The organism is Pelagibius sp. 7325, assembly GCF_037652055.1.
Taxonomy (GTDB): Bacteria; Pseudomonadota; Alphaproteobacteria; order Kiloniellales; family Kiloniellaceae; genus Pelagibius.
The window spans coordinates 436654-450517 of sequence record NZ_JBBKAH010000002.1; the positions used below are offsets into that span (position 1 = coordinate 436654).

At 68.5% G+C, this 13864-nt stretch carries 16 protein-coding genes; 6 read left to right on the plus strand and 10 right to left on the minus strand.

Annotated elements, in window-relative coordinates:
• Window position 1: 1 nt before the first annotated feature.
• Both WDC82_RS04065 and WDC82_RS04070 read right to left on the minus strand, forming a co-directional pair.
• Window positions 2-802: a DUF2470 domain-containing protein gene (locus WDC82_RS04065; protein ID WP_340115975.1), complete on the minus strand. Its 801-nt coding sequence runs from the start codon at window positions 800-802 to the stop codon at window positions 2-4.
• 43 nt (window positions 803-845) lie between these two features.
• Entirely contained in the window at window positions 846-1325 is a 480-nt protein-coding gene (locus WDC82_RS04070) for a nuclear transport factor 2 family protein (RefSeq protein WP_340115976.1), read from the minus strand.
• A gap of 140 nt (window positions 1326-1465) precedes the next feature.
• Here WDC82_RS04070 and WDC82_RS04075 point away from each other — a divergent pair, with 140 nt between their 5' ends.
• Complete coding sequence (locus WDC82_RS04075) at window positions 1466-2032, plus strand: TetR family transcriptional regulator (protein WP_340115977.1); 567 nt, start codon at window positions 1466-1468, stop codon at window positions 2030-2032.
• On the opposite strand, the gene WDC82_RS04080 is transcribed toward WDC82_RS04075, so the two are convergent.
• Window positions 2029-2628, minus strand: a complete 600-nt coding sequence (locus tag WDC82_RS04080; RefSeq protein WP_370661526.1) for a glutathione peroxidase — start codon at window positions 2626-2628, stop codon at window positions 2029-2031. The genes WDC82_RS04075 and WDC82_RS04080 overlap by 4 nt on opposite strands.
• A 141-nt stretch (window positions 2629-2769) precedes the next feature.
• Here WDC82_RS04080 and WDC82_RS04085 point away from each other — a divergent pair, with 141 nt between their 5' ends.
• Window positions 2770-3546: an SDR family NAD(P)-dependent oxidoreductase gene (locus WDC82_RS04085; protein WP_340115979.1), complete on the plus strand. Its 777-nt coding sequence runs from the start codon at window positions 2770-2772 to the stop codon at window positions 3544-3546.
• Here the strand turns inward: WDC82_RS04085 and WDC82_RS04090 are convergent.
• From WDC82_RS04090 to WDC82_RS04120, 7 genes are all read right to left on the minus strand, one after another.
• Window positions 3543-4535 (minus strand): alcohol dehydrogenase catalytic domain-containing protein, encoded by a 993-nt coding sequence (locus WDC82_RS04090; protein WP_340115980.1) that lies wholly within the window; start codon window positions 4533-4535, stop codon window positions 3543-3545. The two genes, WDC82_RS04085 and WDC82_RS04090, sit on opposite strands and share 4 nt — an antisense overlap.
• 33 nt (window positions 4536-4568) lie before the next feature.
• On the minus strand, window positions 4569-5339 hold the full coding sequence (locus tag WDC82_RS04095) for an SDR family oxidoreductase (RefSeq protein WP_340115981.1): 771 nt from the start codon (window positions 5337-5339) through the stop codon (window positions 4569-4571).
• Between the two features lie 10 nt (window positions 5340-5349).
• Window positions 5350-6657, minus strand: coding sequence for a histidinol dehydrogenase (hisD, locus tag WDC82_RS04100; protein ID WP_340115982.1), 1308 nt, complete (start codon window positions 6655-6657; stop codon window positions 5350-5352).
• A gap of 122 nt (window positions 6658-6779) precedes the next feature.
• Window positions 6780-8093 (minus strand): TRAP transporter large permease, encoded by a 1314-nt coding sequence (locus tag WDC82_RS04105; protein WP_340115983.1) that lies wholly within the window; start codon window positions 8091-8093, stop codon window positions 6780-6782.
• Window positions 8094-8110: 17 nt separating this feature from the next.
• The gene (locus WDC82_RS04110) at window positions 8111-8626 is read right to left on the minus strand and encodes a TRAP transporter small permease (protein ID WP_340115984.1); all 516 of its coding nucleotides are present in this window, start codon (window positions 8624-8626) and stop codon (window positions 8111-8113) included.
• Window positions 8627-8704: 78 nt separating this feature from the next.
• The gene (locus WDC82_RS04115; protein ID WP_340115985.1) at window positions 8705-9859 is read right to left on the minus strand and encodes a TRAP transporter substrate-binding protein; all 1155 of its coding nucleotides are present in this window, start codon (window positions 9857-9859) and stop codon (window positions 8705-8707) included.
• A gap of 39 nt (window positions 9860-9898) precedes the next feature.
• Entirely contained in the window at window positions 9899-10189 is a 291-nt protein-coding gene (locus WDC82_RS04120; RefSeq protein ID WP_340115986.1) for a hypothetical protein, read from the minus strand.
• Between the two features lie 345 nt (window positions 10190-10534).
• Between WDC82_RS04120 and WDC82_RS04125 the strand changes: the two genes are divergently transcribed.
• The 4 genes from WDC82_RS04125 (at window position 10535) to WDC82_RS04140 (ending at window position 13864) form a co-directional block, all read left to right on the plus strand.
• A complete protein-coding gene (locus tag WDC82_RS04125) occupies window positions 10535-11641 on the plus strand; it encodes a substrate-binding domain-containing protein (protein ID WP_340115987.1) in 1107 nt (368 codons plus the stop codon).
• A 148-nt stretch (window positions 11642-11789) separates the two neighbouring features.
• Complete coding sequence (locus WDC82_RS04130) at window positions 11790-12725, plus strand: neutral zinc metallopeptidase (RefSeq protein ID WP_340115988.1); 936 nt, start codon at window positions 11790-11792, stop codon at window positions 12723-12725.
• Between the two features lie 60 nt (window positions 12726-12785).
• Window positions 12786-13313: a GrpB family protein gene (locus WDC82_RS04135; protein ID WP_340115989.1), complete on the plus strand. Its 528-nt coding sequence runs from the start codon at window positions 12786-12788 to the stop codon at window positions 13311-13313.
• The gene (locus WDC82_RS04140) at window positions 13310-13864 is read left to right on the plus strand and encodes an N-acetyltransferase (RefSeq protein ID WP_340115990.1); all 555 of its coding nucleotides are present in this window, start codon (window positions 13310-13312) and stop codon (window positions 13862-13864) included. The genes WDC82_RS04135 and WDC82_RS04140 overlap by 4 nt, the downstream gene beginning before the upstream one ends.

Consider the following 13864-nt stretch of genomic DNA (forward strand, 5'->3'; position numbering starts at 1 on the left):
ATCAGGCGATGCCCAGCGCCGCGCGGGCGTCCTTGGCGAGTTGCACCAGCCGCGGCCGCATCTCCTGCGGCGACGTGAGCGGCGTGTCGAACCACAGCCGCTCCACGCGGTCGCCGAACACCAGATCGAGGCCTTCGGGATCGAGCCCCGCGAGGCGCCAGGGGCCGGCCTCGGCCTGGCAGAAGGCGCGGGCGTAGAGTGCCACCGCGTCGGCATGGTCTTCGTTCATGTGGGCGACCGCACCGCCCTCGAAATCCATCAGCGCTTCCAGGCCGCCCATATCGCTGAGCACATCGGCCGGCGCCATCCCGTAGGCGCGCCCGAAGCCGCCGTTGAGGCTGGCGCGCTGGATCTCCAGGCGCCAGAAGCCGAAGTCCGCAAAGTCGACGTACAGTTCCGCCTTCGGGTGACGCGCCAGGTAGCGCCGCTTCAGGCGCTCGCGCGCGGGATCGCCGCCCGCGTCCGGGCCGGCGATGCGCCGCGCCCTGCCGCTGATTGTCAGGCGCGGATGGGCCAGCGGGTCGCCCTTGCCGGGCTCCCCCACCAGCAGAGAGCAGCGCGCATCGGCCAGGAGGGCCTGGGTGTGCGTCGAGAGCGTCGAGGTCAGGAACACCGGCGCGCCGTCCATGTCGGTCGCCAGCGCCGTGCGCGTGGCCAGCGGCATGCCGTCGGCGGGATCGAGGGTCGCCAGGGCGCCGTGCCGCGCCCGGCGCAGCAGGTCCTTGGCCAGGCGCCGCGCGTCGTCGTCGACGGGCAGCAGTGGGTCCTTCTTCTTGACGGCCGATTCCGCAGGGTCGCTCATGCGCGCCAGTATAGGCGCGCCGAAACTCGCCGCAACGCCCGCCCTAAAGCCCGAGGTCGGACAGCCCCGGATGATCGGCGGGGCGCGGGCCCTGAGGCCAGAAGTACTTGCGCTCCGCTTCGGCGATCGGCTTGTCGTTGATGGAGGCGAAGCGCCGCTGCATCAAGCCGTTCTCGTCGAACTCCCAGTTCTCGTTGCCGTAGGAGCGAAACCACTGGCCGCTGTCGTCGCGCCACTCGTAAGCAAAGCGCACGGCAATGCGGTTGCCGGCAAAGGTCCAGAGCTCTTTGATCAGGCGGTAGTCGAGTTCGCGGGCCCACTTGCGGGTGAGGAACTCGACGATCTGCGCCCGGCCCACCGGAAACTCCGCCCGATTCCGCCACCGGCTGTCGACGGTATAGGCCAGCGAAACCCGCTCGGGATCGCGGCTGTTCCAGGCGTCCTCGGCCATGCGGACCTTCCGGATCGCGGTTTCCTCGGTGAAGGGCGGCAGCGGGGGTTTCTGGGCAGAGAGCTGGCTCATGAGGGATCTCCTTCTCGCGGCGCCTCGGTTTACTGATCGGTACAGTTTGTGATAAAGTGAACAGATCGGTAAACTTTGTCAAGCGACACGCCAGCGTGTCCTCGGCTATAATCCCGGCCGGCAAACCAACGGGGGAAACCATGCGCCCGACGAAACGGGACGAACTGGTCGGCAAGGCCCTGAAGACCTTCTACGCCCATGGCTTTCACGCCACCGGCATGGACCGCCTGGTCGAGGAAACGGGGATTTCCAAGACCTCCATGTACAAGCACTTCCGCAGCAAGGAAGACCTGATCCTGGCGGCGCTGAGGCTGCGCGATGCGCAGTTCCGCGACTGGCTGTTCCACCGGATGGCGGCGCTCGGCAAGACGCCGCGCGAGCAGCTGGTCGGCCTGTTCGACGCGCTGGCCGAGTGGTTTGCCGAACCCGGCTTCCGCGGCTGCATGTTCGTGAAGGCGGCCTCCGAATACCAGGAGGCCCAGGACCCCATCCACGCCCAGGCCGCCGCCCACAAGGCGCTGCTGTTCGAACACCTGCACGGACTTGCCTCCGAGGCGGGCGCCCGCGACCCCGGCCTGCTGGCGCGCCAGCTGCTGATCCTGAAGGAAGGGGCCATCGTCACGGCCCAGATCGAAGGGCGCCCCGAGGCGGCAGCGGAAGCCAAGGCTGCGGCGGCCTGCCTGCTGGACGCCGCGCTGGCGCACTAGCTGTCGGGCGTCACCTTGGCGAGCTGCGCCTCGATGGCCTCGGTTACCTTGGGCGCGGTGGGCTTGGTGACGGTGGAGAACCAGTCGGCGATCTGGCCATCCGGTCCGATGAGGTACTTGTGGAAATTCCAGCGCGGCTTGGCAGCGAACCCGAGCTGCTCTGCCGCCCAGCGGTAGAAAGGATGCGCGGCGTCGCCGACCACGTGTTCCTTGGTGGTCAGCGGAAAGTCGATGCTGAAATTCACCTCGCAGAACTCTTTGATCTCCGACGCGCTGCCCGGCTCCTGTCCGCCGAAGTCGTTCGACGGCACGCCCAGCACCACCAGGCCGCGCTCGCGGTAGCGTTCCCAAACCGCCTGCAGATCGTCGTACTGCGGGGTGAAGCCGCAGAGCGAGGCCGTGTTCACCAGCAGCACCACCTTTCCCTTGTACTTGGAAAGCGGCAGCGGATCCCCCTCGATGGCGGTGAAGCTGAAATCATGCGCCGACGGCGCCAAGCCCGCCGCCGCCGGACCAGCGAAGAGCGAAAGAAGCGAAAACACCAGAACCCCCCTTAGGACGGTCGTGCGCGCAAGAGCGATTGGCGAAAGGGTCATTCTAGGCTCCACCATGAGCTTCAGGCATGGACTTCGGGAAATTCCTTCCCAGATTATCCTACAAGCCATGAGGTAGCACGGCGGCGCTCCGAATCAACGCGCCGCCATCGCAGCTCTGGCAAACGCAACTGGCAGACGACGATGTTCAACCCGCCCGGCGACAGCTTGGCCGCGCCCGCGCTCGCCTCCTTCGGAGTCGGGCTCTCCACCGTGGTCATCGGCGCTTCCGGCGGCATCGGCGGTGCCTTCGCCGCCGCGCTGGAGCGTGCGCCCGCCGTCGACCGCGTGTTCGCCCTCTCGCGCCGCCCGCTGGCACCTGACTGCCCGAAGACGACCTGGCAGGGCATCGACCTGGAGGACGAGGAGTCCATCGCGCGTGCCGCGACGGCCGTGAAGGCGGCGGCCGGGCCGCTGCATCTCGTCATCGTTGCCTCCGGGGTGCTGCACGGCAAAGACCTGCAGCCGGAGAAGTCTTGGCGCGCGCTCAGTGCCGACACGCTGCAGCGCGCCTTCACCGTGAACACCATCGGCCCGGCATTGGCCGCCAAGCACTTCCTGCCGCTGCTGGCCGACGACCGCAAGGCGGCCTTCGCCGTGCTGTCGGCACGGGTCGGCAGCATCGCCGACAACCGCCTCGGCGGCTGGCATGCCTACCGCGCCTCCAAGGCCGCCCTCAACATGCTGGTGCGCACCCTGGCGGTGGAGCTGGCCCGGCGCAACGACCGCGCGCTCTGCGTCGCGCTGCACCCCGGGACGGTAGACACCGACCTCTCGCGGCCGTTCCAGACCCAGGTGCCGCAGGAAAAGCTGTTCACGCCGGCGCGCGCCGCCGGGCAGCTGCTGGATGTCCTCGACGGCCTGTCGCCCGGCCATTCCGGCGGGCTCTTCGCCTGGGACGGCCAGCGCATTCCCTATTAGAGGGCCGGCTCCAGCGCGATCTTGGCCGCCGCCACCCGGCCGCCGTCGAGATCCTGGAAGGCAGCGAGCCCGCTCTCGAGCGGACGGCGCTCCACCCAGCCCAGTGCGCCGAGGCGCCCTTCGGCCAAGGCCGCGAGGGCGCTCGCGAAGTCGGACATGGTATAGGTGTAGGTGCCGATGAAGGTGACCTCCTGCAGGGTCATCTTGCGAATATCGAGCCCGCCGACGTTGTCGCCGAGGCCGATGTGCAGGATGACGCCGCCGGGCGCCACCCAGCGCGTGGCGGCCGCGCGGGTACCCTCATAGCCGACCGCGTCCATCACCAGCTCGGCGCTGCCCTCACCGGGCTCCGCCGCCGTCGGGTCGAAGACCTCGAAGCCCTCCGCCGCCACGGTTTGCCGGCGCAGCGGATTGGTTTCCGCCACGCGCAGGCCGGCACAACCGAAGGCGCGCAGCGTCAGCGCCGACAGCAGCCCGATGGCGCCGCCGCCGATGACCAGCGCGCGGGCCTCCGCCAAGGGACGGTGCAGCGCGCGCGCCGCCGTCACCACGCCGTGCCAGGCGGTGGCGGCAGGTTCGGTGAGCGCCGCATGGACCGGCGACAGTCCCTCGGGCACCTCCAGCACGTTGCCGTCGGGCGCCGTCACCAGTTCGGCGAAGCTGCCGGGCCGGTTCATCGACATCATCTGCCGCTTGCCGCAGAGATTTCCGCGCCCCTCGCGGCAGTGCTTGCAGGTCCCGCAGGAGACCAGCGGATTGATCACGACGCGGCGACCCCTGCGTGCTCCCTCGATCACCGTGCCGACGGCTTCGTGGCCGAGGATGAGCGGCGGCTTGCGGCGCTCGTCCTTGCCGTGGAAGGCGTGCATGTCGGAGCCGCAGATGCAGCAGGCCTCCACCTTCAGCAGGGATTCGCCCGTCAGCGGCCGCGGGTCTTCGACCTCGCGGTAATCCAGCGTGCCGGGGCCGGTGTAGACGAGTGCTTTCATTGGAGCGCCTTCATTTCGCGGTGAAACCGCCGATCATTTCGCGGTGAAACCGCCGTCCACGTAGATGACCTGGCCGGTGATGTAAGCGGCCGCCGCCGAGGCCAGGAACACGGTGATACCGTCCAGGTCCTCCAGCCGCCCGTTGCGCCCGATGGCGGTCTGCGCCGCCAGCCCGGCCGCCCGCGTTTCATCCTGGAACACCGGCCCGGTAAGCTCGGTGGGGAAGAAACCGGGCGCCACGGCATTGGCGGTGATGCCGCCGGCGGACCAGGCCTCCGCCATGGCGCGGGTCAGCTGCGCCACGCCACCCTTGGAGGCGCCATAGGCCATGCCGTTGGGCATCGCGCGCTCGGACTGCAGCGAGGCGATGTTGAGGATGCGACCGCCGCCCTTGGCTTGCATGCCGGGCACGCAGGCGCGCGCCAGAAAAAAGGGAATGGTGAGGTTCAGCGTCAGCGTCTTGTGCCATGACTCCGGGGTGATCGCCTCCGGCGCCTCGCGCAGGTTTACCCCCGCCGCGTTCACCAGGATATCCGGTGCACCGAAGCTCTCCGCCGCCTCGGCCGCCAAGGCATCCATTTCGTCTGGGTTGGAGAGATCGCGCGCGAGGCCCGCCGCCGTGCCGCCGGCCGCCTTCACCGCCGCCACGGCGTCGGCCAGCTGCGGCGCGCGGCGGGCGACCAGCACCACCGCGGCGCCGGCGCCGGCCAAGGCCTGCCCCATGCGCCGGCCGATACCGCTGGAGCCGCCGGTGACCAGCGCCACGCGTCCCGTCAGATCGAACAAGTCGCGCGAGCCCTTCATGCTGCTCCCCTCACGCGGCGGCCGTATCGAAGTCTTCGTCAGGGAAGTACTTGGCGAGGCGATCGTCGCCGGTGCGCGCATGCGCCTCCATGCCTTCCAGGCGGGAAATCCGCGCGGTAACCTGCGCCACCTCGCGGTTGGCCTCGCGGGTCATGCGCTGGTAGGTCACGGTCTTGATGAACTTGTGCACCGAGAGGCCGCCGGTGTAGCGCCCGGCGCCCTTGGTCGGCAGGATGTGGTTGGTGCCGGAGCATTTGTCGCCGAACGCCACGGTGGTCTCCTCGCCGAGGAACAGCGAGCCGTAATTGGCGAGATGCTGCAGCCACCAGTCGAGGTCTTCAGCCTGCACTTCCAGGTGCTCCGGCGCGTAGCGGTCGGAGACCACGCAGGCCTCCTCCCGCGTCTCGCAGAGCACCACCTCGCCGTAGTCGCGCCAGGCCGCGGTGGCGGCGTTGCGCTGGGTCTCCGGCAGGGTCGCGATGACTTCCGGCATCAGTGCCATGACGTCTTCGGCCAGCTTGCGGTCCAGCGTCACCAGCCACGCCGGCGAGTCGGGACCGTGCTCGGCCTGGCCGGCCAGGTCGGACGCGACGATGCGCGGATCCGCCGTGTGGTCGGCGATCACCAGGATCTCGGTGGGCCCGGCGAAGAGGTCGATGCCGACCTGGCCGAACAGCATGCGCTTGGCCTCGGCCACGAAGCGGTTGCCCGGCCCCACCAGGATGTCGGCGGGATGGCCGGTGAAGAGGCCGTAGGCCATGGCGGCGATGCCCTGCACACCGCCCAGGTTCAGGATGTGATCGGCACCGCAGAGATCCATGGTGTAGAGGATGCCGGGATGGATGCCGCCGTGCCCGGCGGTCGGCACCGAGCAGGCTACGATGTTCTCGACCCCGGCGACCTTGGCAGTGGCGATCGACATGATGGCCGAGGCGACGTGGGCATAACGCCCGCCCGGGACGTAGCAGCCCGCCGTCTTCACCGGAATGAGGCGCTGGCCGGCGAAGAGCCCGGGCGACAGCTCGGCCTCGAAATCCGTCACCGAGTCGCGCTGGCGCCGGGCGAAGTCGCGCACCCGTTGGTAGGCGAAGTCGATATCCGCCTTGAGGCGCGCAGGCACCTTGGCGGCGGCGGCTTCAATGGCGTCACGGCCGACCAGGATGTCGCCTTCCCACTTGTCGAAATCGGCGGCATAGCGGCGCACCCGCTTCTCGCCGCCCTCGCGGATGTTCTCCAGAATCTCGCCGACGATGCGGCGGGTGTCAGCTTCGCCGCTGGTCGGCTGCCTGCTGGCCTTCTTCAGGTATTCGGTCGCCATCTCGGATGTCCCGTGCGGTCTCTGCGAATTATGTAAACGTTTACATAAAATGCCCTGAGGGGCTTGGGGAGACAAGTGGATTCATGTAGTCCAGGTGCGGTAAACGGTTGCGCAAGTTGCGCTCAGCCGAGGGCCCAGAGCGAGAGCGCCGGCACGAAGGCGAGCAGCAGCACCACCGCCAGCATGGCGATCACGTAGGGCACCGCCTGGCGGGCGATGCCCATCACCGGCTCGCCGGTGAGGCCCGCCAGGACGAAGAGATTGAGGCCCAGGGGCGGCGTGACGAAACCGACCCCCAGCGCCGTCACCATGAAGATGCAGAAGTGGATCTCGTTCATCCCGATGTTTTCGGCCAGCGGCAGCATGATCGGCGCCAGGATGACGATGTTGGGGGTCGTCTCCATGACGCAGCCGGCGAGGATGAAGATGCCCAGCATGAGGAGGATGATAAGGGTCGGGTCCTCGGTGAAGGCGGTGATCGCCTGCACGAAGGTCTGCGGCACCTCCAGCGCCGCCAGGGCCTGGGCCAGCGGCAGGGCGAAGGCGATGATCGGCACGATGACGCCGTTCACCTTCGCCGAGCTGAGCAGCATCTTGGGGAAGTCGTCGAGCGTCAGCGTGCCCTGCAGCAGGCCGATGACGATGGTGGTAACCACCGCGACAGCCGCCGCCTCGGTCGGGGTGAAGACGCCGGAGTAGATGCCGCCCAGGATGATGAAGGGGATCATCAGCGCGTACTTGCCGCTCCACACCGCCTTGACCCAGCGCTTGAACGAGAACTTCACGTCGGAGAACTCGTAGCCTTTGCGCCGGTTGATGACGATGTTGGTCAGCATGATCGAGACCATGATCATCACGCCGGGAATTGCCGCGGCGAGGAACAGCGTCGAAGCGGAGATGCCGAGGATGAGGCCGATGATGATGTAGGCGATCGACGGCGGAATGAGGATGCCGGTGCAGGCGCCGGAGGCGACCAGCGCACAGGCGTAGGGCCTGGGGTAGCCGGCCTTCACCAGCCGGGCATAGGTGATGCGGCCGACCGCCGCAGCGCCGGCGGCGTCGGAGCCGGAGATGCAGGCGAAGAAACCGCAGCCGAGGATGGTCGAGGTGCCAAAGCCGCTCTTCAGGCTGCCCATGGTCGCCTCGGCGACGTCGAGCAGCTTGTCCGAGAGGCCGGAGCGCGCCAGCACGTCGCCGGTCAGGATGAACAACGGAATGGCGATGAGCGCGAAGGTGTCGATGCCGGAAAACAGCGCCTCGCCGAAGAGCGTGAGCGGCATGACGTCGGTCATCACCAGAAGACCGATGGCGCCGAAGCCGAGCGCCACCCATACCGGCACAGCGAGGCACAGCAACACCACGATGGCGAGCAGCGGCAGGCCAACCTCCCAGCCGAACTCGGTCGACGCCTCTGGGATGCCGTAGAGCTGGTACATGTCGCTTGGGGAACCTTTCAGTCGAACAGCCGGCGGCCGGTGAAGTGCGGGCGGCCGTAGCGCAGGTCGTCGATGTCGCGCCGGATCGACTGGCCGAGGCGCAGCAGCATGATGGTGAAGCCGACGGGCACGGCGAGGAGGAACCAGACCCGGATGATGCGCAGTCCATCGGTCACGTTGCCGTACTGCCACGAGACCAGCACAGGGTCGAGCGACCAGTAGATTGCGAGGCAGGCCAGCGCCACCGTGAGGATGTCGGACAGCAGGTAGATCAGCGCGGCGCCGCGCGGCGGCAGCATGTGGGTGATGACGTCGATGCGAATGTGCGCGCGGTCGCGCACCGCCACGGCGGCGCCGATCCACACCAGGTAGATGAAGGCGAAGCGTGCGGTCTCCTCACCCCACACCGATGAGTACATCAGCACGAAGCGCCTGATGACCTCGATGGCGATGACCAGCACGATGAAGCTGTAGAGAAAGAGCAGCAGCACACGCTCCCCGTTCTCGTCCAGCCATTTCACGGCGTCACGCATGGTATGTCCCGCTGTCGTTCTGATGCATCGGGCGGGCGCGGCGCCAAGCCGCCCCCGCCCGACGCGATGGCTCCCGCCCTAGACGTCGTGGACGAAATAGGGGCTCGCCGTGTTAGCCGCCTCGAGCAGCTTGTCGAAGGTCTCCATCGAGCCGGCAAGATCCTTCTTCCAGCTGTCCCACTCCGGGCGCTGGTGGCCGCAGGCCTCCCCCCAGGCGGCGATCTCGTCTGCCGTCGGCACGTAGAACTGCACGCCGGCCTTGGCCATCTCGGCCATCGCATAGGCGCGCGAAGCCGGCACCTGGGAGAGGTTCTGCAGGAAGGTGATGTGGCTGGCGTGCGCGATGGCCTCGCGCAGCTCGCCGGAGAGTCCCTGCAGCCACTGCGTATTGGCGGCATAGACTTGGCTGTCCGGCACCGGGGCGTTGAAGGTGACCCAGGAGAGGATGTCCTTGAATCCGAAGGCGTAGAGCGCACCGATCGAGGGGTCGAGGGCATCGGCGACACCCTGCTTGATCGCCGCGGGCGTCTCGCCCCAGGCAACCGGCGTCGGGTTGGCGCCGGCAAGCTGATAGAACTGCTGCAGGATCTTCGAACCCGGCACGCGGACCTTCATGCCCGCGAGGTCGCCCGGCGTCTTGATCGGCCCATTCACGCCCTGACGGATCGCCATGGTGCGCGGGTCGATGCAGAAATAAAACAGGGGCGTGAAGCCCTTGGCTTCGACGCGGCTGTTCACCTCGGTCTTCCAGGCCTCGGACGTCACCAGGTTCACGAACTTCTGGTTCGGACCGACCCAGTAAGGGATGTTGATGAGATCCACCGCCGGCGCGAAAGGCGAGAAGTTGGACAGCGAGAACTGTCCGGCCTGCACGGTGCCGGCCTGCACCTTCTCCGCCAGCTTCGTGCCGACGCCGAGCTGGCCGCCCGGGGAGAGTTTCACGTAGATCTGGCCGTTCGAGACGTTCTGGATGTTCTCCTTCACGTTCAGCTGCATGACGGGATACGATCGCGTGGTACCGATGCGGTACTCCGTCGCGATGGTCATGGTTTCCTTGGCCGCGGCCTGGCGTTCCTTCTCCTCCTCCGCGGTCTGCGCGAGGGCGGCGTCGCTCATCAGGCTGTTGGCGCCGAGGGCCACCAGCGCCGTGGTTGCGCCATAGCGCTTGGCGGCACGGAAGAACTCCCGGCGCTCCGGCTGGCTGACCGTCTTCGTTTCGGTCTTGTCGTTCATCTCAGGTCCTCCCTTTAGTCTTGTCGGTTGTTATGGTTTTCAGACGTCTTCGTCGGCGGATCCGTCGCGGCTGCCCACCGCCTTCTCGCGCGCCAGCGTCGCCAGGGTGAAGAACAGCGCGGCGCTGAGCAGCAGCAGAAACTCCGGCACGTCGCGCAGCAGGAAGGGCAGATCCAGTCCGAAGCTGATGCGCGCCTTGCCGAGCAGCACGTTGAGGCAGAACAGAAGGAAAAGCAGCGCGCAGACCGCCATCAGCAGGCGCGCGCGGCGCGCGGACCGCGGATCCGCCACCGGCTTCCGGGCCGGCGTTTGGAGGGGGCGCTTCGGCATTTCCCGTTCCCGTCGGGCTCGTCCCCGCGCGGCTCCCTGAGTGGGAAGCCGCGCCCGGAGCGCACCCGTTGTTGTCTTTATCGTGGCGCCGACCCGCCCCGGCCAGCCGGCCCGGATCGGGTAAGCGCTTACATTATTGAAGGCAGTGTACCGAAAGACGGCCCGGTCCTGTCAACTGAGAATCACGACCGCGGCGCGGCCTGATTGGTTGACCCCATTCATGTGTTGCTAAAATATGGGCACAACCCGGGCATGAGGCGGGATACGGCCCGGTATCGTCCGGACACCGTGCGGCCAGCGGACGGTGAAGGTCGGGAGCAGATTTTGAGCAAGCGCTTACAGAAAGTGACCCCAAAGAAGGCGCCGCCGCCGGCGCCCGCCGGAGCGGACCGGGTCCCGCAAAGCCGCGCCAAGCGCAACGACCGGCCGAGTGCGACCCTGAAAGACGTCGCCGAGCGCGCCGGGGTATCAACCGCCACGGTGAGCCGGGTGCTGAATGCCCAGGGCAAGGTGAACCGCGAGACCGAGGCGCGGGTCAGCGCGGCGGTCGCCGCGCTCGGTTACGTGCCGCACGCCGCCGCGCGCGCGCTGGCATCGCGCCGCTCGCGTACCGTTGGCGCGGTCACCGCCGCCCTCGACAATCCGATCTTCGCGCGCGGCATCCAGGCGCTGGAGCACCGCCTTGAACAGTCCGGCTACGGCCTGCTGGTCGCCTCCTCCAACTACGAGCCGGCGCGTGAACTGAAGCAGGTGCGCACCATGGTGGAGCGCGGCATCGACGCCATCATGCTGCAGGGCGACAGCCACCTGCCGGAGGTCTACGCCCTGCTGCAGCGCAAGGGCATCGCCTACATCAACACCTGGATCTACGACGCCCAGGCGCCGCACCCCTGCTGCGGCTTCAACAACGAGCAGGCCGGGCGCCACCTCGCCGACTACCTGCTGGAGCTCGGCCACCGCGACATCGCCATGGTTGCCGGCGTTACCGCCGGCAACGATCGTGCGCTGAACCGCATCAAGGGGGTGAAGGCGGCGCTGAAAGCACGCGGGCTCGAACTCCCGCCCGGCCGCGTCGTCGAGCGCCCCTATTCGGTCAGCGACGGACGCGACGGCCTGCGGGCCTTGCTGTCGGCGCCGGGCCCGCGCCCGAGCGCCGTCATCGGCGGCAACGATCTCCTGGCCATCGGCGTCATGCTGGAGGCGCAGCAGTCGGGCCTCACGGTGCCGGGCGACCTTTCCGTCGCCGGCTTCGACGACATCGAGTTGGCGGCCAACATCTCTCCCGCGCTGACCACCATCCACGTGCCGGTGGAGGAGATCTGCACGCTGGCCGGCGACTACCTCGTCGCCCGTATCGAAGGCCGCCCGGCACGCGACCACGTCTCGCTGGAAGCCCGCCTGGTGGTGCGCCAGAGTACGGCGCGGCCCGGCGCGCCCCCGCGCGGGCAGTAGATCAGCCCGCATCCTGTTTCGCGCTTGCGCGCGCGCCTTTGCCACGGTGGGTGTCGCGACCGGGATCACCTAAAGAAAACATCCGACGCACGGGCGCGGCCTGTGCCAAAATATGGTGGCAGCGGGGACATTGCGAGGAGATTGGGCCATGAGATGGCGCGGGCGTCGCGAGAGTTCCAACATCGAGGATCGCCGCGGGGGCGGCTTCGGCGGCGGCTTCGGCCGCAGCCTGGGTGGCGGCCTGGGGCGCATCCGCATTCCCAGCGGGCGTGGCGGACGCCGCGGTGCCGGCATTGGCGGCCTTGGCCTTGTCGCCTTCATCGTCATCGCCCTGCTGATGGGATTCGACCCCAGCATGCTGCTGACCGGTGGACAGAACTCCGGCAGCGGTCCTGCCCCCTATCCTTCCTCCTCCTCCTCCTCGACGGGCGCCCCCGACGATCCGCTGCGCGACTTCGTCGCCGTGGTGCTGGCCGACACTGAGGACGTCTGGCATGCGCAGTTCCGCCAGGAGGTCAACGGGGACTACCAGGAACCGGCACTGGTGCTGTTCAACGGCGGCGTCGATTCCGCCTGCGGCTTCGCCGGCTCCGCCGTCGGTCCCTTCTATTGCCCGGGCGACCGCAAGGTCTACCTGGATCTCGGTTTCTTCCGCACCCTGCGCGATCGCTTCGGCGCACCGGGCGACTTCGCCCAGGCCTACGTCATCGCCCATGAGGTCGGCCACCACGTGCAGACCCTGCTGGGCATCAGCGAGCAAGTCCATGCCGCCCAACGCAGCCGCCCGGAGGCGGAGGCCAATGCGCTTTCCGTCATGCTCGAGTTGCAGGCCGACTGCCTGGCCGGCGTCTGGGCCCATCACGCCGACGCGACGAAGGGCATTCTGGAGGCCGGCGATGTCGAGGAAGCACTGGGCGCCGCCAGCGCGATCGGTGACGACACTCTGCAGCGCCAGGCGCGCGGCCAGGTAACGCCCGATTCCTTCACCCACGGCACCTCCGCACAGCGCCAGCACTGGTTCAGCCGAGGCCTGGAACAAGGAACGATGGCCGCCTGCGACACCTTCAACGCGCCGTCGCAATAGCGGCGTGAGCCGGGGCGCCGCTGCAGGTTAGGGTGGCGCCGTCGTTCGCGGAGTCTGCCGATGCCCATCAAAGTCGACCTGCTGCCCCATGATCCACAGTGGCGCGACCAGGCCGAGGCCGAAGCGGCGCGGCTGCACGCAGCCCTCGGCGCGGTGCTGGTGAAGGTGCATCACATCGGCTCCACCGCCATCCCCGGCATCCGCGCGAAGCCGGTCGTCGACCTGATTCCCGTCGTCTCCAGCCTAGACCGCCTGGACGCGCTGCAGGACGCGGTCGAAGGGCTGGGCTACCGCTGGCGCGGCGAACTGGGGCTGCCGGGCCGCCGCTATTGCAGCAAGGACGATCCGGCAAGCGGCCGGCGCCTGTTCCAGCTTCACGGCTACCAGGAGGGCTCGCCGGAGATCACCCGACATCTGGCGTTCCGCGACTGCCTGCGCGCGAACCCCGCCTTGGCGCGGGCCTACGAAGCCGAAAAGCAGCGTTGCCAGGCGCTGCGCCCGGACGACAGTTATGCTTACACCGACTGCAAGAATGCGTGGATCCGCAGCGTCGAAGCCGCGGCCCTGCGCGCTCTAGGCGAAGCATGAGCGCACCGCTTCGCGCCGATATCCGCGACGCGGCGCAGAGCGATCTGTCCGGCATTCTGCGGATCCACCAGCAGGCGTTCGGCCAGGCGGAGGAAGCCGCGCTGGTCCGCGCGATCCTCAGCGACCCGACAGCGCAGCCGACGCTGTCGCTGCTCGCGGAGGCGGAAGGCCGGCCGCTGGGCCACATCCTGTTCTCCCGCGCCCGCCTGGGCTCGGCACCGCCAGACCGGGCCGCCGCCATCCTGGCGCCGCTGGCGGTAGTGCCGGAAGCCCAGGGCAAGCGCATCGGCGGCGCGCTGATCGCCGCAGGCGTCGAGCGCCTCTGCGCGGCGGGGACCGCTCTGGTCTTCGTGCTCGGCCATCCCGGTTACTACCGCCGCTTCGGCTTCGAGCCGGCCGGGCGTCTGGGCCTCGACGCCCCCTACCCGATCCCCGCAGCGCAGGCCGAGGCCTGGATGGTGCATGCGCTGCGGCCCGGCCTGATCGGCACGCTCCGCGGCACGGTCGCCTGCTGCGACGCGCTGATGCGGCCCGAACTCTGGCGGGAATAG

What these genes read in the sequence shown, in the direction of transcription:
- WDC82_RS04065 (WP_340115975.1), bottom strand. Translation starts at nt 802, where the DNA reads ATGAGCGACCCTGCGGAATCGGCCGTCAAGAAGAAGGACCCACTGCTG.
- WDC82_RS04070 (WP_340115976.1), bottom strand. Translation starts at nt 1,325, where the DNA reads ATGAGCCAGCTCTCTGCCCAGAAACCCCCGCTGCCGCCCTTCACCGAG.
- WDC82_RS04075 (WP_340115977.1), top strand. Translation starts at nt 1,466, where the DNA reads ATGCGCCCGACGAAACGGGACGAACTGGTCGGCAAGGCCCTGAAGACC.
- WDC82_RS04080 (WP_370661526.1), bottom strand. Translation starts at nt 2,628, where the DNA reads ATGACCCTTTCGCCAATCGCTCTTGCGCGCACGACCGTCCTAAGGGGG.
- WDC82_RS04085 (WP_340115979.1), top strand. Translation starts at nt 2,770, where the DNA reads ATGTTCAACCCGCCCGGCGACAGCTTGGCCGCGCCCGCGCTCGCCTCC.
- WDC82_RS04090 (WP_340115980.1), bottom strand. Translation starts at nt 4,535, where the DNA reads ATGAAAGCACTCGTCTACACCGGCCCCGGCACGCTGGATTACCGCGAG.
- WDC82_RS04095 (WP_340115981.1), bottom strand. Translation starts at nt 5,339, where the DNA reads ATGAAGGGCTCGCGCGACTTGTTCGATCTGACGGGACGCGTGGCGCTG.
- hisD (WP_340115982.1), bottom strand. Translation starts at nt 6,657, where the DNA reads ATGGCGACCGAATACCTGAAGAAGGCCAGCAGGCAGCCGACCAGCGGC.
- WDC82_RS04105 (WP_340115983.1), bottom strand. Translation starts at nt 8,093, where the DNA reads ATGTACCAGCTCTACGGCATCCCAGAGGCGTCGACCGAGTTCGGCTGG.
- WDC82_RS04110 (WP_340115984.1), bottom strand. Translation starts at nt 8,626, where the DNA reads ATGCGTGACGCCGTGAAATGGCTGGACGAGAACGGGGAGCGTGTGCTG.
- WDC82_RS04115 (WP_340115985.1), bottom strand. Translation starts at nt 9,859, where the DNA reads ATGAACGACAAGACCGAAACGAAGACGGTCAGCCAGCCGGAGCGCCGG.
- WDC82_RS04120 (WP_340115986.1), bottom strand. Translation starts at nt 10,189, where the DNA reads ATGCCGAAGCGCCCCCTCCAAACGCCGGCCCGGAAGCCGGTGGCGGAT.
- WDC82_RS04130 (WP_340115988.1), top strand. Translation starts at nt 11,790, where the DNA reads ATGAGATGGCGCGGGCGTCGCGAGAGTTCCAACATCGAGGATCGCCGC.
- WDC82_RS04135 (WP_340115989.1), top strand. Translation starts at nt 12,786, where the DNA reads ATGCCCATCAAAGTCGACCTGCTGCCCCATGATCCACAGTGGCGCGAC.
- WDC82_RS04140 (WP_340115990.1), top strand. Translation starts at nt 13,310, where the DNA reads ATGAGCGCACCGCTTCGCGCCGATATCCGCGACGCGGCGCAGAGCGAT.